Origin of the sequence: Shewanella sp. MMG014 (assembly GCF_018100775.1) — a bacterium.
In the GTDB taxonomy this organism is placed as follows: domain Bacteria; phylum Pseudomonadota; class Gammaproteobacteria; order Enterobacterales; family Shewanellaceae; genus Shewanella; species Shewanella japonica.
Map to the genome: position 1 here is coordinate 637,583 of NZ_JAGJDZ010000001.1, position 23,642 is coordinate 661,224.

Annotated in this window: 20 protein-coding genes; 13 read left to right on the forward strand and 7 right to left on the reverse strand. The window is 40.0% G+C overall.

Annotation, left to right across the window (positions count from 1 at the left end; translation table 11 throughout):
* Positions 1–105: 105 nt before the first annotated feature.
* The 4 genes from J8L86_RS02705 to J8L86_RS02720 all read left to right on the forward strand — a co-directional run bounded on the left by J8L86_RS02705 (position 106) and on the right by J8L86_RS02720 (position 6,182).
* Positions 106–711, forward strand: a complete 606-nt coding sequence (locus J8L86_RS02705) for a hypothetical protein (protein ID WP_211028571.1) — start codon at positions 106–108, stop codon at positions 709–711.
* Positions 711–3,062, forward strand: a complete 2,352-nt coding sequence (locus J8L86_RS02710; RefSeq protein ID WP_211028580.1) for an EAL domain-containing protein — start codon at positions 711–713, stop codon at positions 3,060–3,062. The genes J8L86_RS02705 and J8L86_RS02710 overlap by 1 nt, the downstream gene beginning before the upstream one ends.
* A gap of 42 nt (positions 3,063–3,104) precedes the next feature.
* Entirely contained in the window at positions 3,105–4,349 is a 1,245-nt protein-coding gene (locus tag J8L86_RS02715; protein ID WP_247663143.1) for a hypothetical protein, read from the forward strand.
* 306 nt (positions 4,350–4,655) lie between these two features.
* A complete protein-coding gene (locus tag J8L86_RS02720) occupies positions 4,656–6,182 on the forward strand; it encodes an MFS transporter (RefSeq protein ID WP_055024296.1) in 1,527 nt (508 codons plus the stop codon).
* 270 nt (positions 6,183–6,452) lie between these two features.
* On the opposite strand, the gene J8L86_RS02725 is transcribed toward J8L86_RS02720, so the two are convergent.
* The 3 genes from J8L86_RS02725 to J8L86_RS02735 all read right to left on the reverse strand — a co-directional run bounded on the left by J8L86_RS02725 (position 6,453) and on the right by J8L86_RS02735 (position 10,934).
* Positions 6,453–8,753: an OmcA/MtrC family decaheme c-type cytochrome gene (locus J8L86_RS02725; RefSeq protein WP_211028582.1), complete on the reverse strand. Its 2,301-nt coding sequence runs from the start codon at positions 8,751–8,753 to the stop codon at positions 6,453–6,455.
* 406 nt (positions 8,754–9,159) lie between these two features.
* On the reverse strand, positions 9,160–10,119 hold the full coding sequence (locus J8L86_RS02730; RefSeq protein WP_065108987.1) for a LysR family transcriptional regulator: 960 nt from the start codon (positions 10,117–10,119) through the stop codon (positions 9,160–9,162).
* A 110-nt stretch (positions 10,120–10,229) separates the two neighbouring features.
* The gene (locus tag J8L86_RS02735; RefSeq protein ID WP_211028583.1) at positions 10,230–10,934 is read right to left on the reverse strand and encodes a 16S rRNA pseudouridine(516) synthase; all 705 of its coding nucleotides are present in this window, start codon (positions 10,932–10,934) and stop codon (positions 10,230–10,232) included.
* Between the two features lie 125 nt (positions 10,935–11,059).
* Here J8L86_RS02735 and glnD point away from each other — a divergent pair, with 125 nt between their 5' ends.
* From glnD to J8L86_RS02770, 7 genes are all read left to right on the forward strand, one after another.
* Positions 11,060–13,678 (forward strand): [protein-PII] uridylyltransferase, encoded by a 2,619-nt coding sequence (gene glnD / locus J8L86_RS02740; RefSeq protein ID WP_065108985.1) that lies wholly within the window; start codon positions 11,060–11,062, stop codon positions 13,676–13,678.
* A gap of 31 nt (positions 13,679–13,709) precedes the next feature.
* Entirely contained in the window at positions 13,710–14,249 is a 540-nt protein-coding gene (locus J8L86_RS02745; RefSeq protein ID WP_211028584.1) for a YcxB family protein, read from the forward strand.
* Between the two features lie 179 nt (positions 14,250–14,428).
* Positions 14,429–14,689 carry a hypothetical protein gene (locus J8L86_RS02750; RefSeq protein ID WP_065108984.1) on the forward strand — a complete coding sequence of 87 codons (261 nt, stop codon included), beginning with the start codon at positions 14,429–14,431 and terminating at the stop codon, positions 14,687–14,689.
* Positions 14,690–14,865: 176 nt separating this feature from the next.
* Entirely contained in the window at positions 14,866–15,741 is an 876-nt protein-coding gene (locus J8L86_RS02755; RefSeq protein ID WP_211028585.1) for a MipA/OmpV family protein, read from the forward strand.
* A gap of 2 nt (positions 15,742–15,743) precedes the next feature.
* The gene (locus tag J8L86_RS02760) at positions 15,744–16,160 is read left to right on the forward strand and encodes a DUF3019 domain-containing protein (protein ID WP_065108982.1); all 417 of its coding nucleotides are present in this window, start codon (positions 15,744–15,746) and stop codon (positions 16,158–16,160) included.
* Positions 16,160–16,873, forward strand: a complete 714-nt coding sequence (locus tag J8L86_RS02765) for a winged helix-turn-helix domain-containing protein (protein WP_055024304.1) — start codon at positions 16,160–16,162, stop codon at positions 16,871–16,873. Before J8L86_RS02760 ends, J8L86_RS02765 begins: the two co-directional genes overlap by 1 nt.
* Before the next feature lie 17 nt (positions 16,874–16,890).
* Positions 16,891–18,144, forward strand: coding sequence for an ATP-binding protein (locus J8L86_RS02770; RefSeq protein WP_211028586.1), 1,254 nt, complete (start codon positions 16,891–16,893; stop codon positions 18,142–18,144).
* A gap of 19 nt (positions 18,145–18,163) precedes the next feature.
* Here the strand turns inward: J8L86_RS02770 and J8L86_RS02775 are convergent, their stop codons facing one another.
* Positions 18,164–18,469 carry a DUF1289 domain-containing protein gene (locus J8L86_RS02775; RefSeq protein WP_065108980.1) on the reverse strand — a complete coding sequence of 102 codons (306 nt, stop codon included), beginning with the start codon at positions 18,467–18,469 and terminating at the stop codon, positions 18,164–18,166.
* Positions 18,470–18,719: 250 nt separating this feature from the next.
* Between J8L86_RS02775 and J8L86_RS02780 the strand changes: the two genes are divergently transcribed.
* Positions 18,720–19,265: a DUF4136 domain-containing protein gene (locus J8L86_RS02780; protein ID WP_065108979.1), complete on the forward strand. Its 546-nt coding sequence runs from the start codon at positions 18,720–18,722 to the stop codon at positions 19,263–19,265.
* A 204-nt stretch (positions 19,266–19,469) separates the two neighbouring features.
* Here the strand turns inward: J8L86_RS02780 and J8L86_RS02785 are convergent, their stop codons facing one another.
* On the reverse strand, positions 19,470–20,618 hold the full coding sequence (locus J8L86_RS02785) for an HlyD family secretion protein (RefSeq protein WP_211028587.1): 1,149 nt from the start codon (positions 20,616–20,618) through the stop codon (positions 19,470–19,472).
* A gap of 2 nt (positions 20,619–20,620) precedes the next feature.
* Positions 20,621–21,010, reverse strand: a complete 390-nt coding sequence (locus J8L86_RS02790; protein WP_211028588.1) for a DUF3302 domain-containing protein — start codon at positions 21,008–21,010, stop codon at positions 20,621–20,623.
* A 272-nt stretch (positions 21,011–21,282) separates the two neighbouring features.
* On the opposite strand from J8L86_RS02790, the gene purT reads away from it, so the two are divergent.
* Complete coding sequence (gene purT, locus J8L86_RS02795; protein ID WP_065108977.1) at positions 21,283–22,479, forward strand: formate-dependent phosphoribosylglycinamide formyltransferase; 1,197 nt, start codon at positions 21,283–21,285, stop codon at positions 22,477–22,479.
* A 193-nt stretch (positions 22,480–22,672) separates the two neighbouring features.
* Here the strand turns inward: purT and J8L86_RS02800 are convergent, their stop codons facing one another.
* The gene (locus J8L86_RS02800; RefSeq protein WP_065108976.1) at positions 22,673–23,623 is read right to left on the reverse strand and encodes a D-2-hydroxyacid dehydrogenase; all 951 of its coding nucleotides are present in this window, start codon (positions 23,621–23,623) and stop codon (positions 22,673–22,675) included.
* Between the last annotated feature and the right edge of the window lie 19 nt (positions 23,624–23,642).

A 23,642-nucleotide genomic window follows, 5' to 3' on the forward strand; every position in this document is an offset into this window, starting at 1 on the left:
TAATCAACCAACGTGATACTAGAGGTCAGAGTGAACACAGTCATAGCAGTAAAGTCCTTGATAACGGCGGGCATCTTGTGCTGCGCTACCCTAAGTTGGCCCGTCATGAGTCAACAATTTAGTCTCGTTAACAGTAACCATACTCCTATGGCAAATATGGTGGTATATCTCACTCCTACCTCTCTCTCTTCAGCAAAAAAGATAACCCCTGAATCAACTCAGCCTCCAATTGAAATACATCAAGAAAATAAACAGTTCAGCCCATATATCACGGTTATTCAACAAGGTTACCAGCTCAAATTTGTTAATGATGATGATATTACTCACCACATTTATTCGGCATCAGGCCCCAAACGCTTTTCGTTTAAACTACGCAAAGATAGCACTCAACAAGATATGCTATTTGATCAAGCAGGCCACATTTCAATGGGGTGTAACATCCATGACTGGATGAGCGGACATGTGTTGGTGGTCGATACTCCTTATTACGGCGTGACTGATTCAAATGGTAACGTCATATTCGACGAGCTACCTGATTCTGAATATCAACTCGTTGTCTGGCACCCGCAATTACGGGCAGATAACAATCAATTTAGCCAGACAATAACAACGCCTTTAGCAGAGGCATTAACCATACAAATAACTGCATCAATGGACGACATCCCAACTCAACAAAGTTTGGATGACTTTGACTTTCTGGATGGATATTAATGCGAAATACGTTTAATAGTATTCAAACTCGAATATTCACCTTTTTCATGGTGTTATTAATAGCTGTTCAAGCTATTTCTTTTGCCATTAATTACTATTCGAATAAACGTTTAGAAAAACAGCAGTTAGAAAACCAACTGTCAGTAGCTGAGTTGGTATTTAAGTCAGAATATGACAACCGAAATTACTATTTATCCGCTTTTGCCGAAACGGCAGCAAAAGACTTTGGCCTTAAAGATATTTTTATTGATGGCGACAGCCGCAGTTTTTTGGTGGCATTAAATAATCATCGAAAACGCATCAATGCAGACTTAGCTATTGCAGTTGATCATCAAGGGAATGTGATTGGCGAACTGTTAACGACAGCAAAAGGACCTAACAAAGGCAAAGTTAATGTTGGACCAGAGCAAGGTCAGCCATTTAGATTCCCGCTCGCAACAGAATTTGAAACCAGTAGCCCCTTATACCCTCTTGGCGAGCATGTTTATCAGTTAAGGTTTTCACCATTAACCAGTGGCGCAGCAAACATTATTGGCTGGGTGGGCTTTGGCTTTATCATTGGCGACGAGTTAACGCATTCGTTATCGGAGCAAACCGGCTTGAACACAGGATTTTTGCTCACATCTGAAAAAAGTAACCAATTAATTAGCCTCTCCAATACCAGATTCACCCACGAAGACCATCAAGTCATCAGTGACTTTATTGAACACGATCAAACCAATGATGAATACATTTTATGGCAATCAGATTTAGGTGAGGTTAAGCGTGATAGCCAAGACAATGTTCAACTACATGCTTTTATGTATTTGAGTCGCAATGCTGCGCTTGAATCAGCACAAGATCATTGGTTTCAACAATTATTATTGATTTTATTAATGTTGCCGATGTCACTATTTGTGGCCTACATTATTGCTCGAGGTGTCACTAAGCCACTTACATTATTGATAAAACAAGCTCGATTTATTGCAAAAGGTAATTACAATTCAAAGGTAGAAGTTGGCAACAGTGCAGAGATGAAAGAACTCGCTGAAGAAATCACTGCCATGCAACAAGCCATATTAAGCCGTGAAAACAAAATCGCCTTTCAAGCCTACCATGACCCACTGACCAATCTAGGTAATAAAAACGAGTTAATCCGCATCACCTCGAGTTGGTTCGAAAGCAAATCTCCATTAGCAATATGCCTGATTAATATTCGTCGTATGACTGAAATCAACGGTACCTTAGGTCATGTTGTTGGCGATATGGTGATCACAGAAGTTGGCCGTCGATTAGCAAGCTTTGATGAAATAGATCTCGTCTGCCGTATTAACGGCGATGAATTTGTCCTTGCTATTGAGCACACAGAGCAAAAATCACTTACCGCATTAATTAATCATGTCCAACAAACTGTTGAAGCCAATTACTGCTATCAAGACATTTCGTTGCATTTACAAACCACAATCGGCATCAGTTTTGTTTATTACCCAAGTGATCTCGAAACACTATTACGCCAAGCCGACACCGCCTTACAGTATGCGAAGAAACATCATCAACATTTACAGATTTACCACCAGCAAATTGATGTTAATACCGTAGACAGACTGCAATTAGTCAACGACCTAAAACCGGCAATTGAGCAAGATGAGCTAGTGTTATTTTACCAACCTAAGCTGAACCTCAAGCTCAATAAAGTGACCCATGTAGAGGCATTGGTTCGTTGGCAACATCCGATAAGAGGCATGATCCCGCCAGATAGCTTTATTCCTATCGCTGAAAAAATGGGACAAATGAATGCTCTAACGAACTGGGTAATCAATCAAGCGCTAGACCAATACCTACTATGGCAACAACAAGGAGTTGAGCTCTCCATAGCAATCAATATTTCAGCTGAGAATTTAAAGGATGATCAATTTTGCCAGCATATTTTGCAAATGATTAAAGATAAGAAAGTGCCTATCGAAGCATTAACACTGGAGATCACCGAGGATGCCGTTGTTGCCGACCCTGAACATGCCATCAAGCAACTTACAGAGCTCAAACAGCATGGGCTTAAGCTATCAATTGATGATTACGGTACTGGCTACTCCTCTTTAGCCCAGTTAAAACAACTTCCCGTGGATGAGCTAAAAATTGACAAGTCATTTGTACAAAACTTGATGAGCAGCGAAGACGATAAAATTATTGTCAGTTCAACCTTGCAGCTTGCCCATAACCTAGGTTTAAAAGTGGTGGCTGAAGGCATTGAAGATGAAGGTTCTCTCAAATGGTTAACCCAGCGAGGCTGTGAAATGGGCCAAGGCTTTTACTTGTCAAAACCCGTTGATGCCGAAAAGTTAACCCAATGGTTATCACAATCAAATTACCGTTAACACGTCACTAATCCGTTATAAATAAATCAATAAGGTACGCGGATGAATTATTGGAAAAGAACAGGAAAATGGATTTGTATTTTATGTTTAGGTTGTCATTCAGCCACTGCTGCAGAACATCACTTTTCAGGCCTGATTGATGTAAGAGCCAGTTACACAGATGGCACTGAATCTTATGTCGATGGTGGTTTAGGAAAATTTCGCTTTGATGACGGCACTCAATTATCACTTTCCCAAGTTGGCCTGACCTATAAAGTGGATTGGGAAAACGCATTTTCAGCACATGTGACAGCCAATGGTTATCTTGATAATACCCGTAATGATATTGGTATTACCGAAGCATTTTTAAATTATCGCAGTTTGCCCTGGCAAAATGGCCTTAGGTTAAAAGGTCGATTAGGCTTAATGTTCCCTGATATTTCTCTGGAAAATATCGCCACAGCTTGGTCGTCCCCTTATACATTAAGCTATTCGGCGATAAACAGCTGGTTAGGTGAGGAGTTTCGCCATCTTGGTGCAGAACTCACCCTTGAGCGCTTAGGAAAATTCCATAACTCAAAACATGACTTAGCCTTATCTGCAGCTTTATTCCAATATAATGATACCGCTGGCGCCATGCTCGCTTGGCATGGTTGGACACTCAGCTCCCGTCAAACCTTACTCCATGAATCCTTGCCATTAAGTAATATGCCCAGCTTAGCAGGAGGCAGTTTAGATGATCAGGCCGATGAATCAGATCCTTTTATCGAACTAGATGATCGTTTTGGTTATCACGTACATGGTCAATGGCGGTTTAAAGGAAATGGCGAAGTGTCATTAGGCTATTATGATAACAATGCCAATACTCTCGTCTTTAAGAATGGCCAATATGCTTGGCTAACAAAGTTTACTCATGCTGGTGTCAAATGGCGTTTACCCTACCAAATCGAACTCATCAGCCAAGTCATGTATGGCAGCACGTTAATGCAGTCACCAGAAGCGGTAGATGTGGTTAATAATGACTATCAAGCCGCCTTTGTTTTATTAACTAAACGTTGGGATAAACATCGCCTGACTATTCGAGCTGAAGATTTTGAGGTATCAGACAATGATGCCACGTTCGACGATAACAATAATGAACAAGGCAACGCCCTCACCTTGTCGTATCAATATCGTTTACAAAAAAGCTGGTTTATCCAAGCTGAATATAACCGTATAGACGCGACTCGTGATGCCAAAGTTGAACAAGGTTTACCCAAAGAGATGCTAGAGCAGCAGTGGCAATTAGCCACTAGATGGTATTTCTAACCCCCAGTTGCCGCTTCATTAGCCATGGATTGGCTGTTACCGCTTTTTTACTTCATAACAAATCATGCCTAAGTGGTTAAAAAATAATTTGAAGAACGGTTATCCATAATTAAAAAAGCAGCAACCTGCGCAATAATCAGTCCATATTTCAATTGTGTAACCCTCGCATGACGCCAATCTTCCCCTCAAAGATTTAACATTAAATATAAAGCGCAATTTTTATCACAGTTCTTTTGTATTTTGTTTCAAATTAGGTAAAGTGTCTGCCAGCTTAATGTTAATAATAATCATAATAAAAGGTGAGATATGAGTGAAAATTCACACTCAGGTAACGACCTCAGTGAAGTAAAACAACTTGGAATGTGGGCATCGATTGCCAGCCTGAGTTATATTTTTTGGATCGTCGGCGGCATGGAGCTGGTTGAACGTATCGCATACTACGGTGTAAAGGCCAGTGCTGGTCTTTATGCAAAAGCCCCCACCTCTGAAGGTGGCTTAGGTATTAGCCTTAGCGATTATGGTGTGATCATCGCAATTTGGGCCTTCATGCAAACCTTCATACCTGTCTTTACGGGCGGCATATCAGATCGCGTTGGTTACAAAGAAACCATTTTTGCCTCTACGATAATTAAAATCGCTGGCTATCTTGTCATGGCTTTCTTCCCAAGCTTTTATGGTTTCCTCTTTGGTGCCATTTTGCTGGCGGCGGGTACAGGTATTTTTAAACCGGGTATTCAAGGTACCTTAGTGCTATCCACTGGCAGACAAAACACCTCAATGGCTTGGGGTATATTCTACCAGGTCGTTAATATTGGTGGGTTCTTAGGTCCGCTAGTTGCTGTGCATATGCGCCAATTATCTTGGGATAATGTGTTTTATGCCTGTGCTGCCATTATCTCGTTAAACTTTTTATTTCTATTAGCTTATAAAGAGCCAGGAAAAGAAGAACGTCTTGAGCGAAATCGTAAAATTAAATCTGGCGAAATTAAACAAGAAGCCCTATGGCGTGATGCCTTAAACGAGCTTAAAAAACCAGTGGTGATTTACTACATGCTAGTGTTTGCTGGTTTCTGGTTCTTGTTCAATGCCTTATTTGATGTATTGCCTATTCATATTGCAGAATGGGTCGATACCAGTGTGATTGTGACCTCGCTATTTGGCCCCGATGGCACATCTAATGGCTTTTTCCAATTCTGGTTAGGCCTAGATAACACAGGCACTAAGGTCATGCCAGAAGGCATGCTTAACCTCAATGCCGGTATGATTATGACCAGTTGTTTTTTGGTGGCAGCGCTTACTGCTAAATACCGTATTACCACAGCAATGCTAGGTGGTTGTTTGCTGAGTATCCTCGCATTTGTATTTATAGGTGCAACTAATGCGGCATGGATGATTGTACTAGCCATTGCTATGTTCTCTTTCGGTGAAATGATGATTAGCCCGAAGAAAAACGAGTTCATGGGTAATATTGCTCCTGAAGGCAAAAAAGCGATGTACTTAGGTTTTGTGATGTTACCGCAAGGGATTGGCTGGACTCTTGAAGGCTACTTTGGCCCTAAGTTATATGAAATGTACGCATCAAAAGAAGTATTCTCACTACAACTCCTTGCTGAGCGAGGCATGGATGCTGCTACAATTGGCGCTATTCCGCAAGGTGAAGCCTTTAGTACATTAGTGACTTTCACAGGTGAACCTGCTCAAGAACTCACAACCTTGCTGTATAACACCCATAACATTGGTATGGCGTGGTATATCATCGCTGCCATCGGCACTATTTCAGCAGTAGGTATTTTCCTTTACGGTAAATGGTTATACAAATTACAACAAAGCTAATACCAAACTCAGTATGTAAATAGTAAAAAGCTGACTATGATGTCAGCTTTTTTATTGGGCAAGTATTAAAGTAGTGTAAAAATTCAAGGTCGTACATCATGACACTACACGTTAAACTCTTCACTCTGAACTATTTGAATTCGCGATTGCATTGTTAACCCTTTTCTAAGCAATAAAACATAAAAAGGAGCCCTAAGGCTCCTTTAATCATTATGCTAATCACAAAAAGTTATCGTAACCTTTTTAGCATGCTAATAAACCGAAAAGTCATTAATGACTTGTTCCACTATGCATCACATCAACACCATAGGTTTTACCTTCGGCATGACACGTTGAACAAGACTCAATCGGTAAATCAACCACTGAACCAGGTTCATCCTGTACATAAGCGCCATTACTCTTGAAGTGAGCTAATGCAGAGGCACTCACGTGACAACTACGACAAGCTTCAGAGATTGGCGAGATGAAACCAGCATCAGTTTCGACAGAGCGTTTACCTGATGTTAATCCACCATCTGCAGCAAATACGGTGCTATCTTCTTTATGGCAAGCCTGACAATTATTTAACATTGCAGAGTACCCATTAAGATTGCCTTCAGCATCACGGTATACAGCTGGTTCGCCATCCCAGTAGCCAGCATGGAATCTATGAGCAACGGTAACGAGGTCTCGGTTAGCAAAAGATAAACCTTCAACGACATCCCATATTGCATTGCCATCGGCATCTACTTCGTCAGTTTTATACGATGCTGTAGGGTGATAAGTAGGAGAACCACCTAAGTTTTCGCTATGACAATAAGCACATTGTGTGAACTCAGTGACACCGTGAGTGCTTTTTATATGCGTTAAGTTACCATGACAATCATTACACTTAGCTTCACTAATTGAAGTACGATCTGCATCAGCGATACGCATCTCAACAATATCTGCATCAGGCGTAAGGTTAAAGTACTTAGTTTCAGCCAGATTCGCCACGCCCATTTCAACAATATTGCCATCATCATCTTGGGTACACTCGACAATTTCACTTCCTGAGCCGCATAATTGCACTTCAGCTGTTGCGTAAATTGGACCCACTAATAAATCAGCCGCAAATTCAGCTTCGTTAACGACTACGCCATCAGAACTCATCACGCCACCAACGAAGTCCATTTTAAATCCACCATCGGCACCGTAGCCATGTGACACAGCGCCTGTATCTGCATCTAACGTGCCGATTAATAAACCACGGCCAGCATTAGTCATATAATCTGTGATTGACGCATAGGTTGCAGCATCAAGTAAGGAACCGTTCATGCTCACTTCTGACGTAACGACTAACGTAGACATCCCAGCAGTTGCTGAAGCTTCTACTGCTACTGATTGAATATCAATAATAAACTTATCAGCTAACTCATCTCTGCCGCCAACACCATGAGCTTGCATAGGGCTTAAACTGCCCGCACCATGACAACCTGAACATGAAGCGTCACTTTCAGGCACAATTCCTAAGTGACCTTCACCAGTTTCAAAATCGACATTGGTATGGCAAGACACACAGGCTTCTGCATAAACATTGTCATTCCACTGCGTACCGTTGTCGTGACAGGTTGTACATTCATTCAACTCTGCAGGGAAGGCAATTTCAGAGAACATCTCTTTAGCTGCACCTTCTAGATTATCAATATGATGACCAGCGTGAATGGTGTGGATCATGGCATTAAAGTTAAGGTTATAACCTAAGGCTTCCGCTTCTTCATCCGTCACTGGATAAGAAGGGTTATGACAAGACACACAGTTTTCTACTTTTTGATAATTATGGTGCGCGCTAAGATCAGCGATACGTGAATCAGTATCTTCATAACCATCTAACTGGCCGTGACATTTAATACATGCCGCATTTGAAACGGAGTCTTTCTCTGAAATTGCGATTTCATTAGTCGCAGGAATAAAGTCAATTGGGGTAGAAAGCAGTTTATCTGAAACCGATGTGCCAGAACTATCGACAATATTATAAGTTCGAACCATGACACGATGAAGACTATTAGTATCCCCATTTTCTAAGACAATAGGCGCATTACCATCATGCTCCCAAGTCCCGGTATATGTACCAGGATTGGCTTCATCTTCAACCAGAGTACAGGCATCTACCTCTGTTCCCCATGAATCTGCTTTGCCCGTAGGCGTACAATACATGCTGTAGCTAAAATCATTTGCTAAACCATTACTTTCCCAAACAAGAGGTGCACCGGTATCAGTCATATTTTCCGTTTGGTTAGCCACATAAATAGCCACTTGCTCTAAACCAGTAAAAGGTAAAGATTCACCTGCTGAATTTTTACCTGTGGCAGTAAATTTAACAGAAAATTCTTCGCTCCCCACTACAACGATATCTTCTGGTGCAACCGTTAATATAAAGTCTGCTGCAGATTCTACTGTTGAAACAACATTACCCGCAGGTGTACCCGGTTCACCAGGTGCCCCTGGCTCACCCGGAGCCCCATCTTGGCCATCTTCACCATCACTGCATCCCACTAACCCAATAACAGCCATCAACGCTGTTGCGAGTATTGTTCTCTTATAAGTTCTCATTATCGTATCCCTTTATTTTAGGTATTTGATTCTGCCGTGGCAGTGATTCCAATATAAAAGACAGCCTGTAATATGTATTAAACTTGTGTGGTAATTGTGATTGAAATTTAAAGATTCTTAGCTAAAAATTGCACAAATCGAGCTTAGCAATTTCGCTATATAAAACTCACATAACTTATTGCTTTTATTTGATAGTTTGAGTTCAATTTATAATATTTACAATTTTATAATCAGCAAAACTGGGAGGAAAACAAAGTAACAAAATGATGGATAATAGGTACTATCGTCTGAGTAGAAATAAACTCATTTAAACACGGTAAACCAACTCAAAAACCAGACTTAATTTGAAGTTAAAAAAAGAAGCCTTTCGGCTTCATTTTAGGCGTTTATTTCGAGAGACTATGCGTTACAAACTGATCAAATACTTCACTGAGTCCAATATAATTTCTCTGCTATTTTCACAGTAACGTCTATAAGGCGATGAACGTTCAATAATGTTGTACTCAGGGGATAAACATTTACCCACCAATTTTTGTCTTTCAAAAGCGGGGAGCTTTTCTACACGTATATCGTCTAAGCTACCCAACACTTTGGATTCAGCAGTCGACATAAAACTGAAGCTTCTCATCGTCAATAGATGACAAAACCACTCTGAAACAGAAGTCACCCGACTGATGCTTGGTGGTTCGATACCCGATTGACGACAATAGATTTCAAACGGATCTAATTTGTCATTAAACCCCTTTCCTTCAAGAATCAAAAACGGATAGTTGCTAATTTCTTCTAAATCAATATAACCGCTGTTCCAAATAGGGTGATTTCGCCGAGCAGCAATAGAAGTAGAAGTAGAAGTACCAATAACTTGAGACTCTAATTCAGTCACACAAGCCCCGCCAAAATTAATCCCGAGGTCGATATCACCTTGATGAATTTTCTCTTCTGAGTATTCGTTCCATAAATGAAGCCTCACTTTACCCAATTTATCCATCACCTCTTCACGGCCTAAAGACAAAGCCAGCGAATTAATAATGATAGGAGTGACAGCAATATTGAGGACTTTAGAAGAATTGGTTTTATTCCCTGCACAAACAATTCTTTCTATATTTGAGGCAGATTCACAAAATTCGCAGATGGGTTGATAAAGGTGTTCAGCTAAGGCGGTAGGTTTTAAACCTTGCTGGCGACGATAAAACAACTCGTCGTCAAAGGTCAACCTAAGTGCTGTGAGGCAGCGACTAATTTTAGGCGCTGAAACGCCAAGCTCTTTTGCAGCAAGATTGGCAAACCCCGTTTCATAGATAATTTTGAAAACCAATAAACTGAATACATCAAGTTCGCTAATTTTTTTTAGTGCTTTTATATCCATGTTATTGCCTGTTTAAATTTCATCCAGCCAAAACATTAGCACTAATATTTACAAAGTATATTGATCCAGTGCAGACTTATTAATCTTGAATCTGCTCATATCTATCTAAATTATTTCATTAAAATCTCTTCCTCAGTTAAATGACGAAATTTTCCACATCCGAGTTGAGTATCTAAGTTGATACTACCTATCGACTCACGATGTAATGCCAAAACAGGATTTCTAAAGCGCCCAAACATACGCTTTATTTGATGATACTTACCTTCTTGTAAAGTCACCCTAGCTTGAAAAGTCGATAGAATTTCTAATTTTGCTGGCTTGGTGACAATATCTTCATATCCAAAATGCATCCCCTGTAAAAAACCAGCAATATAACTTTCATCGAGTGGGTTTGCTAACGTCACCAAGTATTGCTTATTAACCTTAGTATCAGGTGCCATCAGCATTTCAGACCAACGGCTGTCGTTGGTAATTAATAGTAATCCAGTTGAATGTAAATCTAGGCGACCTGCAATATGCATCAAATCCAGATCGATATTGTCAAGTAATGACAAGGCTGTGGGATGGATACGGTCTTTAGTTGCGCTGACTACACCATCAGGCTTATTTAACATATAGTATTGCCGAGTATGATGTTGTAACCACTCACCATCAAAGCGTATATGTGTAAATTCATCAATTTGTAAATCGACTGACTTACAAATTTCACCATCCACTTCAATGCGATTATCAAGCAATAACTGCCTGACAGCTTTCTTAGAAATTTGCAGCTTTTGAGCAAAAAATTGATCTAACCGACTTCGCTTACTTCGCATTTTATAATTTATTCTCAATTAACTAATTAAAAGAATTAACTTATTCCGATTCATTTAGTTACTTCGTTTGAGTTAACAAACCAAATCGAATACCCTGTTTAAAGGCAAAACAATAAAGGAGTAACATGTCTTTGCAACCAGCTTATCCGATTTTACAGCCAGAAATGAGCATTGTAGACCTAAAACAATCCATTACTGAGTTTGATACCTGGTTAGAACAACAAATAAATAGTTGTTCTATCGCAGAAATACTGCAGCATCGAGCGCAGTTTTTCGACATTTTACTAAACCACCTTTGGCAAGCTACCCCGTTTGAAACCAGCACCATTTCCTTAAATGCAGTGGGTGGTTATGGGCGTAAAACACTTCACCCTTTTTCTGATATTGATATTTGCATTATCCATGACAGTGACTTATCAACACATGACGCAAACTCCTTAAGCCATTTTTTAACTCAATTATGGGATTTAGGGTTAGATTTGGGCCATGCAGTAAGACGACTTGATGATACTTTTAAAGCCTGCGCAGAAGATGTCACTATTGCGACAACACTGCTAGAAATTAGACATATCTGTGGCCACGAGAATCACCAACACCAAGTTCTGAGTAAGCTTTATGGCGAAACGATTTGGTCAAGTGAAGCATTTTTTGATGCTAAATATGATGAACAAAAAGTGCGTCACAATAAGGCGCAAGGCACCGCATTTAATATTGAGCCCAATTTAAAAAACAGTCCCGGTGGCATGAGGGATATTCAAACCATTACCTGGATTGCTCGTAAGCATTTCTCTATTGATGGTTTAAAAGATCTACGCCGACTTAAATTTTTAACTGACGATGAATACGCTGAGTTTATGGAGTGTCAAAACTTCATCTGGCGTGTCCGTTTTGCTTTGCATCAGGCCTCTAACCGCTCTGAAAATCGATTATTACTCCAGCACCAAGCTGAAGTTGCACGTCTGCAAGGTTTTGGCGATAGCGGTAATATCGCCATTGAAAAAATGATGCGTCAATTATTTAGAGCCATGAAACGTATTCGTGAGCTAAATCTAATGTTAATGGCTTATTTCGAACGTGAAATTGTGCCACAAAAAACACCTGTGATAATTGAGATAAATGAAAACTTCCAAATTTATAATGGGCAAATTCACGCTCAAAACCAAGACGTTTTTATTGATCGTACCCAAATCATGTCGATGTTTACCTTTATTGCCATTTATCATGAGCAAGTAACGGGTATCACCCCAGAAACATTACGACTATTGCGCCAAGTGCGACGAAGATTAATGGGTGACTTGCAAGATTATCAGGTTTGCCGAGAGTTATTTGTTAGCTTATTTAAACACCCTCATGGAATGGGTCTGGCAATAACCTTGATGCATCAGCACGGTATTTTAGCCTCCTACTTACCTCAATGGCGTGAAGTCGTAGGTCAAATGCAGTTTGATTTATTTCATGCATATACAGTAGATGAGCATACTCATAAGCTACTGAAAAAAATATATGGCTTAACTCAAGATGAAGTGCCAGCAGATCAAAAACTGGCTGCTGATATTTTTGAACGTTTTCAAGCAAAAGAATCCATTTTATTTGCAGCGTTATTCCATGACTTAGCAAAAGGTCGTGGCGGCGATCATAGTGAGCTTGGCGCAGTAGATGCCAAACTATTCGCAAAGTTTCACGGGTTAAAAACCTCACAACAGCAATTAATCAGCTGGTTAGTTGAGCAACATTTATTAATGTCTATTACGTCTCAACGAATGGATATACACGACCCAGAAGTGGTTAAAACCTTTGCAAAATCAGTTGGTAGTATTACAAAACTTGATGCACTATATTGCCTCACAGTTGCAGATATCCAAGCAACCAATGACGATTTATGGAATGACTGGAAAGCAAGCTTACTTACCGACCTCTATTTTGCAACGCGAAAAGCGCTCAGAAATGGCTTAGAAAATGTGTTGCAATTAAGAACCCTCGTCAGAGAGCACAAACAAGATGCTTTAGGCATTATTAGTCCTAGTGAAGCTCAACTTACTGAAATAAATGCCTTGTGGAAACGGTTACCGTTATCATTCTTTAGTAATGCAATTCCAAGTGAAATCGCTAAATACAGCCTAGGTATTCTAAGCCACGAACAAGAAAATCATCCTGATGATCACTCACTCATCTTACTTGATGACAGTAGCGTTAAAGGCTGTAGTGATGTGTTTGTTTACACCAAAGACAGACCTGGATTATTTATTTCATTATTTAACACACTGTCGACACTAAAAATTTCCGTTAACCAAGCTCAAATATCTAAAACCAAAGACGGATATGTTGTTGAAGCATTTAAAGTGCTCGATTTTGATGGCAAACCTATTTTTAGTGCCCAACGCCGTAAACAAGTCATTAAAAAATTACGTCAGGTACTCGATGACAATATGTCACCGCCTAAAACTCGACCTTCTCGCCATACCAAAAACTTTGATAATAAACCCACGATTGAGTTTATTCATTCTAAGAAGGCCGACCGCACACTAGTGCATGTACTGGCATTAGAAACCCATGAATTTATGGGGCAAATTGCCAGTGCCTTTAGAGCACTCGATCTCAACATTCATTCAGCAGCAATTAGTACTGTGGGCGAACGTGCTGATAATGTATTTGCATTATCTAATCAACATGGCGCACAGTTAACTGAATTGGAGCAAGCTGAACTGCAGGAAAAATTAGTCAAATCGATCACTTCAACATTATAATTGCCTTATCTTTGTTGTATTAGAGCCTTATATGTCTGAAAGTCATAATCAAACTGAAGCCAGTACTATTAATCATGTTGCTGAAACCGATGACACCAATACCGTCGGTTTCAGTTACATTAAAGAATATATCCTTGATAAATCTCATTTTGAAGAAACCTACGACCAATCTGTCGAAGTTAATTTAAGTCCCAAACGGTACCTCAAAGCGATCGCTTTTACTGTTGCAGGATTTTTAATGACATTCACCGATGTGACACCTTATCTTGCCTACTTTTTTATTGGTTTAGGTGGTGTTGAAGCATTACAGGTTCGCTTTAATCGCGCATGGTGGCTAATGAGACAAATGATCAGTAAGTCGGCCAACAACCCCGTTACTATTACGATTAATGAGCAGGGAATACATTCTAAATCTAGCTATATTGATCACCTTCTTCCTTGGACAGATATCTGTCGTGCTAAAGAGACCGGTGAAGGCTTCTTATTAACCACTCAATCATTAAAGCATTACATTTCTAAGCGTTGCTTAAATAATGCTGCCATAGCGTTTATTAATCTAAAACTGAACTAAAACCATTTTAAGCTGACTAAATAACGTACAAGGCTACCTATGAGCGTAACGAGGTTAAGTCATTAGTAAATTTAAGTGGATAAATACTTCACATTATTTGTCCACATTTTAATGAGTTAACAATGAAAAAAGATGTCACTGTGGCCTTAAACCAATAATAAGTTCTCAAAGGACAACACATGAAAAAGCCAGCTTTTTATACATTCATTTCATTATCACTCATAGTGAGTTCAGCCAGTTTAGCCAATAATACGCAAGCGCCAATTGATATTGTTAATTCACTTACTGTCGCCTGTGAAACAACAGCAACCGAAGAACAAGTGGATAAAAACGAAAGGCAACAGTTTGTATCTGATTGCATCAATGCTCAACTGATTGAAATGGGCTATCAACGCCAACGTCAGCTAGCAAAAACAGATGAGACAAAAGAAAATATTTAACCTGTAAAAACATTGGCATAGCCAAAAACAAACCAACACACAACCTAAACAACACCAAGCAAACATAAGTATCAGTTTGTATCAAATCAATTAAACAAATTTTTCATTGATTAAATAGGTGTTAAAGTGGCACCTATTCATCGGTTTAATTGATAAATATAGGTTGTTTGTTTTTGATGTATCGATTATTTTTTGCCTTATTTGTATCACAATTTATTCTTTTTCCTGCCATTGCGGATGAACCTTGTCAACTTGACGGTGATTGCGTTGTTGTAGGTGAATGGGATATTAGTGTTGCAGTTGGCTATGGCAATAAAACTAATCCTATTGCCAATTACGACGACATTCCATTATATGCAATACCATCAATAGCTTACTATGGTGAAAGCTGGTTTTTTGACAACTTTAATTTTGGCTATACCCTAACAGAACAAGAAACCTTTACCATCAACTTAGCAACAAGCTATAGCGATGAACGCGCTTTTTTTTATCGCTGGGATCCTTCTAATATCTTTCTTCCTCAATCTGCTAATACTGACCCAGTTTCTTCTCTACCTAATATTGGAGGGTTTGGAGTACAGAGTGTTGAGCAACCCGTTGTTTTAAATGAACTTGAAAGTCGAAACTTCACCGTATATGGTGGTGCTGAATTATTTTGGTATGGCCAGTTTGGCGTGCTAAAAATCGCAGCCGCTCATGACTTACTGAATGTCCATAACGGGCAAGAAGTAAATATTAGCTGGAACTATTCTTTAGCTGTGAGTGATTGGCGTTTTGATCTCACTCTAGAAACGGAATGGAAAAGCGCTGAAGTCATTGATTATTACTATGGTATTCGCCCCAGTGAAAATGCATACTGGAGTGAACAATACCAACCAAGTTCAGGCTGGAATAAAGCAATAGAATTAACAACGCGATACCGTATATCAGAGCGTTGGGACTTATTATTAGCTTTGCGCCATGCTCTACTTGCAGATGAAATTATAGACAGCCCAATAATAAATGAAGATTACTCCAACTCCTATTTTGCAGGAGCTGCATATAGGTTCTAACCTTGTTCCTCAAAGAACATAAGGTCTATCACCTTTTCGGTATATTAATACTGATTTTTAGTGCTTTCTTTGCCAAAGCTGATACGCTTATCGGGCAAGCACAGCTTTCGGCTACGCCTCGTTTATGTCTTATTGATGCAAATGATAGTATTTGTGAAATTGACATTGAGCTAAATTGGCAGGTCGAAAACGAACAATTGGTTTGTATCCAGTCAAATTACCAACCTATTGCTCGCTGGTGTAGTGATTCAACTGATGAACACTCGTTGCAAATATCAGTAAGTACAAATGAAGATATTCATTTTATCTTAATAAATAAAAACAATAATAATGAACTGGCGGAAGTAATCCTAAAAGTCACAAAAACGTCTGAGCCCAAAATTCGACGACGTTACCGAAACCCTTGGAGTTTATTTTAATGGCAACCCCCCCATCAACTCATAGAGTTTTATTGGTTGAAGATGATATTCGTCTTGCCAATTTGATTGTGGACTATTTAAAGTCACACGATATGCACGTTGAAGTTGAGCGACGTGGCGATACCGTTCTAACACGATTAATTAGTTACAAGCCTGATATTATTTTACTGGATATCATGCTACCTGGACTTGATGGATTAAGCCTTTGTGAAAAATTACCTGACTATTTTGCAGGTCCAATTTTATTAATGAGCGCATTAGGCTCACCTGAAGATCAAATCAAAGGATTAGAATTGGGTGCTGACGACTACGTAGTTAAGCCTGTTGACCCTAGTTTATTAGTAGCTAGAATCAATAACTTACTTCGCCGTCAGGCACAGCCTTCAAAACCTGAGTCACACTGTTTAAGTTTTGGTAAATTAAGTATTGATCCTCATACTCAAGCTATTCGCTTGGGGAATACGGAAGTAGATCTAACTAGCCATGAGTTTGAGTTATTATGGTTATTAGCCTCACAAGCGGGCCAAGTGTTGAGTCGTCAATATATTTACCAATACCTGCTTAATATTGACTTTGATGGTAAAGATAGAAAAATCGATGTCCGTATTTCGCGTTTGCGTAAAAAGCTAGGCGACAGTATTGAGACACCATTCAGAATTAAAACTGTTTGGGGACAAGGTTATTTATTCGCGCCGGAAGCGTGGAATAACTAATCGAGTTATAGAAGACTTTGAAAAGACTCTTCATCAGCCTATACCTATTATTAAGCTTAAGCTTTTTAGGTATAGGCTGGACTTTAGATAGCCTCTGGCAACAACAAGTCGACGAACACGACAACATAGACTCGCCTTTAATCGCTTTTGCCCTTCTATTGGCGCAACAACCTAAAGCTGATCGACAACAGCAGCTAGAAGCGATCATCGAAAAATACCCATACCCCTTACAGCTATTTGAAAAACATGAAATAGCACTCAGTGCTGAAGTGGTGTTCTCTGACAATCAAATCATTACCACCACAGCAGATAAAGATCATGAACTGCAATTCATTGCTGTAGGCGATCAAGTCCTGATGGCTGGCCCTGTAGATGTTGACCCTAGGGGGCAGCTTAGAAACTTGTTCACCATTTTCTTTTATTTATTACTCGCATTTGTTGCGCTAATTTGGGTTTGGCCTTTATCAAAAGACCTTAAAACATTAAAAAAAGCGACCCAAAACTTTGGTGAGGCCAAGTGGAACACTCGCATCGAACTTAATGCAGGTTCACAGGTTGCACCACTGGCCAATACATTCAATGATATGGCAAAACATATCAGCGACTTAATTGAGAACCAGAAACACCTATCCAATGCAGTATCACACGAGATAAGAACCCCTTTAGCGAGATTAAAGTTTGCTTTAGCCCTTCTACCTCAATACTGCCTTCCTAAAAGTGATGCAGAGCGCAGACAAGCTTTTCTAGATGAAATGCAGTTAGACATAAAAGAAATGGAAACCTTACTGCAAGAGCTATTAACCTATGCAAGCCTTGAGGTTCAACTAGAGCCGACATTAGAAAAATGCGAGCTAGTGAGTATTACAGAGGATCTCGTCAGCCGCCTACAGCCATTGAATGAGAAACCTATTCACTTTCATCACTCGATGAATAACATGGGTATTATGGCGGAAACATCGCTTGTCGAGCGAGCCATTCAGAACCTAGTGACAAACGCACAACGATACGCCAACACCGATATTCATATCTATCTAAGTTATGATGAAAGGCAAGTCTATTTAGCGGTAGTCAATGATGGTGAAGCTATCCCAGAAGAAGATCAGCCTAAACTGTTTGAGCCATTTTATCGCAGTAAATCTCAACATAAAGGCAATAAAGGACACGGATTAGGCTTAGCGATTATTAAACGAATAATGCAGCGCCATAAAGGACAAGTGAAGTTAGAAAGTGACCACAAGGCCACGACTTTTACGTTAATATGGCCAAGGTAAATCAAACACCTCAACGAGTTTAATCTAACGAAAAATCCCCAAAATCAAGGTCATCATCTGGCTTTTCATCAAAATCAAATTGAGGGTTAACTTCGGCTTGCTGCTGTTTTACCGCTATTTGATGGGCTTTATATTTTGCATATTGCCTACGACGTTTACGCTGTATACATAAGCGAATAATATTGTGCTTTTGCGCATCACTAAAATGAAGCCAGTTAAAACGCTCATCTCGGTTTCTTAAGCAGCCCACACAATATCCGCGCGCATCTGTTTGACACACACCTATACACGGACTGGGTACCGACAGAAAACTGAGTTGCTCCATAACCTCTTTCGTATTGCACAATAATCATTCTAACTTAGCATTAAATAAGCAGATTGCCATATAACTAAACAATTATTCATCAATTAATCAGTAGCATGCCATCGCTAACATTGGTTAAAGCACTGAATTTGCATTAAGCTAACAGTAAGTTTATGAACAAACTGCCGTTAAATTAATAACTACATTGTGCTTAAAACATTTCATTAAAGCATGAGTTGCAGTCTGAAACGTTCGAATTAGTGGAGAGTTTATGTTTTATCGATATATGATGTTATTTACCATGCTACTGTGTCTTGGGGCTTGCCAAAGCACTAATGTTCAGTCTGATTATGATACCAAGTATGATTTCTCTGATCTAAAAACGTTCCATTTCATTGATACGCCAGATCAAGGCGATCCACTAAGCGCTGAACGCATTCGGGCAAATATTCTTTCTACTCTCACAGCTAAGGGGTTTGTTGAACAACAAGAAAACAGCGATTTTACTGTTAGTTATGGCTTTTTAACCAAAGATAAACCTAAAAGCTCTGGGTTATCGATTGGTTTAGGTACTGGCACCAGTGGGAGCCACGGTGGTGTCGGTGTGGGCACCAGTATGGGGATCCCAATCGGTAGTGATAGTGCGAAAATCCAAGTTATTCAAGTAGACATCATCGATGCAAAAGAGAACCGCCTTATCTGGCGTGGAACAGATGAGTTTGATTTTGAATCTGGCGGCGACGAGAAAGTCGTAGAAACCAGTAAAACCATCACCAATATACTGGCCTTATTCCCCCCTAGCCCAAAGGTTAACTAAGCAGCCAAAGTGTTAAAACAACCTCAAGGTACTTAATCAAAAACAAAAAAGTCCGCATAGTGCGGACTTTTATTTTACTGCTATAAGGTTAGCTCGTGACTATCCATTATTGTGCTTATTCATTATGGCGCTAGTTTCATTATCGTCACTATTTACTATTGCCATGATTGACTAATACTATCGTCAGTATCAGAAAAATAGCGGTTAATGACCTTTAGCAAACAAGTAGTTCAACCAACCTTGCATACGCAGTAATACTTTACGAATAATCGATACATGAGTGAAATGCTCTGTATAAATGGCCGATTGCCCAGCGACACCCGCAGGTAATGTTCTAAGCAATTCATTTTCATCGTCAAGCTCAATCAATACCAGAGCACGACCACGCTGGAACAATTGATTAGAAGACCTAAGTGCCCCACCAAACTGTAACTCACCTTCAGCCATGGCTGGTAACACTTTAGCTACTCGACCTTTATGAACAACCCCTGGCATTGCATCTAAAATAATTTCAGCTTCATCACCTTCTTTAAGACGTAATAATGAGTTTTGCCAAAACGCACCAGCAAAGTATCTATCTTCATCAGGTATAAACGTCATCGCAGGTCTAAGGGGAATAGGCACTGCCATTACACCAGGACGAAGAGCCATTTGCGTAACAACACCGTCAACGGGTGCACGTACCTCTGTACTGTCTAAATTAAATTGCGCCTCTTCTAGTTGCGCTTGAATAACCGCAACATCGGTATTCACCCCATCAATATTGGATTGATAAGCCAATCGATAGCGAATTTCTTCTGCTTCAGCGGCTTTAAACTGTGCTTCAGCAGATAAATATGACTGACGTTTGTTATCGAGTTCAATTTCTGAGAATGGCGAGTTTTTACCACCTTTTCGCTTACCTTCATCATAACGTTCAAAAGCTGATTTCGCTCTATCGCGATTAGCTTCTGCTTGAGTTACACGAGCAATAGCACTATCCCAAGATGCTTTTAATTGCGGTACTGCTTGCTTAGCATCTTCTAGTGCAGCTTGCTTTTGTTTAACCGCAGCAATAAATGGTGTCGGGTCTATTTTAAATAAAACATCGCCTTTCTTCACTGGAATATTAGGCTTCACATTCACTTCAACCACTAATCCACGCACAGCAGGGTTGATTGGAATAGATACAAAGTACTCACGAGCAAAACGAGTATAAGGGTGGTTGTAGTTCATTAAAATTAGCAGTGTACCAATTAACACAATACCGCCTAATACTGCTGTCGGTACTGTCCATTTGGTTAATGGGATCTTAAATATCTTGAATATTGCTACACAAAACGCGGTGTAAGTTAAAATCAGTAGTAGATCCATGATTACACCTCTTGCTTAGGTTGTTGTTCTGGCGTGTGTTCTGAAACCTTGTCAGTTTTTGGCGTCTCAATAGAGGCTAAGCGCTGATTTAAATCTTCAACCTTTTCCATTAATTCGCGTACCTCACCTTCAAGAATTAACTCTCGCTTTTTACCATTACTAAACCCCCACCCTCTATCTTCACGATACAAGGTTGCCCAAATCCATAAAAATGGCCAAATAGCATGCATGGTAAAAAGACTCACCCAACCCGCTATATGCAATGCATCCTGCTGAGGGTGATTACGTTTCTTGGCAATTTCATAGGGAATATCATGAATTGCAATCACACCGTAAAAAATCACTAGCGCTACAAAAAACAGCAGCCCTAATGCAAAATAATCCAAAAACATATGACTCTCCTATCGACTCATAGCCAGAAAACCAACCAGTATTGTTTTAAGTTAACCTCACCAATTCGCAACCAATTAGCGCAACACAAACACAACCTCAAGATAACACATGAATATCAATAAAATAACCATAAAACACTGTTTATTCGTTAAAAAAATAACTCTTTTCACGTGATCTTTTACACATTTATAGGCTTTGCTAATCAATCAAGTTTGAATACAAGTTAACATTCTGCAGCAAACTCCCTACAGGTTTCCTAGAAGGTAAAACAATGAACGCGAAGACCCCATTAGATTTTGGTACTGCCGGTACTGAAGGTGCGATTAAAGCTATGCTGCTAGGATGTGGTGAACTAGGCAAAGAGGTAGCAATTGAGCTACAACGATACGGAATAGAAGTGATTGGTGTAGACCGTTACCCTAACGCACCAGCCATGCAAGTGGCACACCGAAGTCATGTGGTAAATATGTTGGATGAAGCGGCGTTAAAAGCTGTCATTGAACTAGAAAAGCCTCATCTAGTCATTCCAGAAATTGAAGCTATTGCTACTCAAGCTTTAGTGGAACTTGAAGCCACTGGTATTAATATCATCCCTACAGCCAAAGCAACGCAGCTGACGATGGATCGAGAAGGGATCAGACGTTTAGCTGCTGAAACGTTAGGTATCCCGACTTCACCTTATTATTTTTGCGACACCTTAGCTGAATTTACTACAGCAATTGAAGATATTGGCTTGCCTTGCGTGGTAAAACCCGTCATGAGTTCATCAGGCAAAGGCCAAAGTGTGATCAAATCAGCACAGCAAATTGAACAAGCTTGGCAATATGCTCAAGAAGGCGGCCGCGCAGGCGGTGGGCGCGTCATAGTCGAAGGCTTTGTGGATTTTGACTATGAAATTACCTTACTCACCATCAGTGCAGTTAACGGAATTCATTATTGCGCCCCAATTGGTCATCGACAAGAAGACGGCGATTACCGTGAATCATGGCAACCGCAAGCCATGTCAGCCATTGCATTAGCAAAATCGCAAGAAATCGGCCAAGCGGTAGTCAAGGCATTAGGCGGCTTCGGCTTATTTGGCGTTGAATTATTCATTAAAGGCGATGATGTGTATTTTTCAGAAGTATCTCCTCGTCCACACGATACCGGGCTGGTGACGTTAATTAGCCAAGATGAATCAGAATTTGCGCTACATGTACGTGCGATTTTGGGCTTACCTATTACGCAAATTAAGCAACATGGTTCGAGTGCTTCTGCAGTCATTTTAGCTGAAGGTAGCTCAGATAATATTCGCTACCAAGGCGTTGCCAGCGCATTAGTTGAGCCTGATACTCAAGTTAAGTTATTTGGTAAGCCAGATATCGACGGCCGCAGAAGATTAGGCGTTGCATTAGCTAGAGATACCGATATTGATTTAGCAATAGCTAAAGCGAAACGAGCAGCTGCAAAAGTAAAAGTGATTGCCTAGGGCTTGGCGACTTATGGCCTCTCTCTTGCCGACATTGAGCTTACTGGCATTAACTAAGTGACGTTAGCTAAGTGACATTAACTAAGTGACGTTAGCTTTAAAATTAAAAAAGCCTAACATCTGTTGTTAGGCTTTTTTATGATTGTTGGTTATCACTGCATCTTGCAGACCGTGCTAATTTATCCAGCAAAGTCTAGTTAACTTGATGACAAGGCTTACCCTGTAAAAATTGCTCTATGTTATTAACCGCTATTGTTAACAGGTTTTGTCTTGCTTCTATCGTCGCCCAAGCAATATGCGGAGTAATGACAATATTGTTAGCTGATAACAAGGGGTTATCTTTTGCTGGGGGTTCAGTCGAAAGCACATCCACAGCGGCAAATAACTTACGCTGATTTAGCGCTAATGCCAGTGCATCCTCATCAATCAATCCGCCTCTAGCTGTATTGACTAATAGCGCACCAGGTTTTAACAAACCTAAACTCTGACTATTAATGAGTTTATCTGTCGTCTCATTTAGCGGGCAATGCAATGAAACAATATCAGCTTGAGTCAGTAATAACGCTAAGGGCTGCCAACTTACATTAAGAGGTAAATTGGTTTTCTTTGAGCCACTAGTAATAATGACGTTCATATTGAATGCTAAGGCCAATGTAGCAACCTGTTGACCAATATCCCCATAACCCACAATGCCAATGGTTTTGCCTTTTAGTGACATTAATGGTGATAAGGTAAAACAAAAATCTCTCGCATTCGACCATTGACCTTGCTTAACCGCCTCATCATGCAAAGACACTTGCTGGCTATGCTGCAAAATAAGAGCAAACACCATTTGCGCAACTGCATCAGGACCGTATGCTGGCACATTCGTCACAACGATATTACGGGAACTGGCCGCAGTCATATCAACGACATTGGTTCCTGTTGCCGTCACACCGATATATTTAAGCTTTGGGCAATGCTCAATAACCTTATTCGTTATAACGGCTTTATTGGTTAGTATTATATCGGCATCACGACTTCGAGAAATGATTTGATCATGCTCAGTGTGCTCAAACACCTCTATATCCCCGAACTGTGAAAGCGCATCCCAACTTAGGTCGCCTGGGTTAAGCGTATAGCCATCAAGCACTACAATTTTCATACTCGCTCACCTACCTATA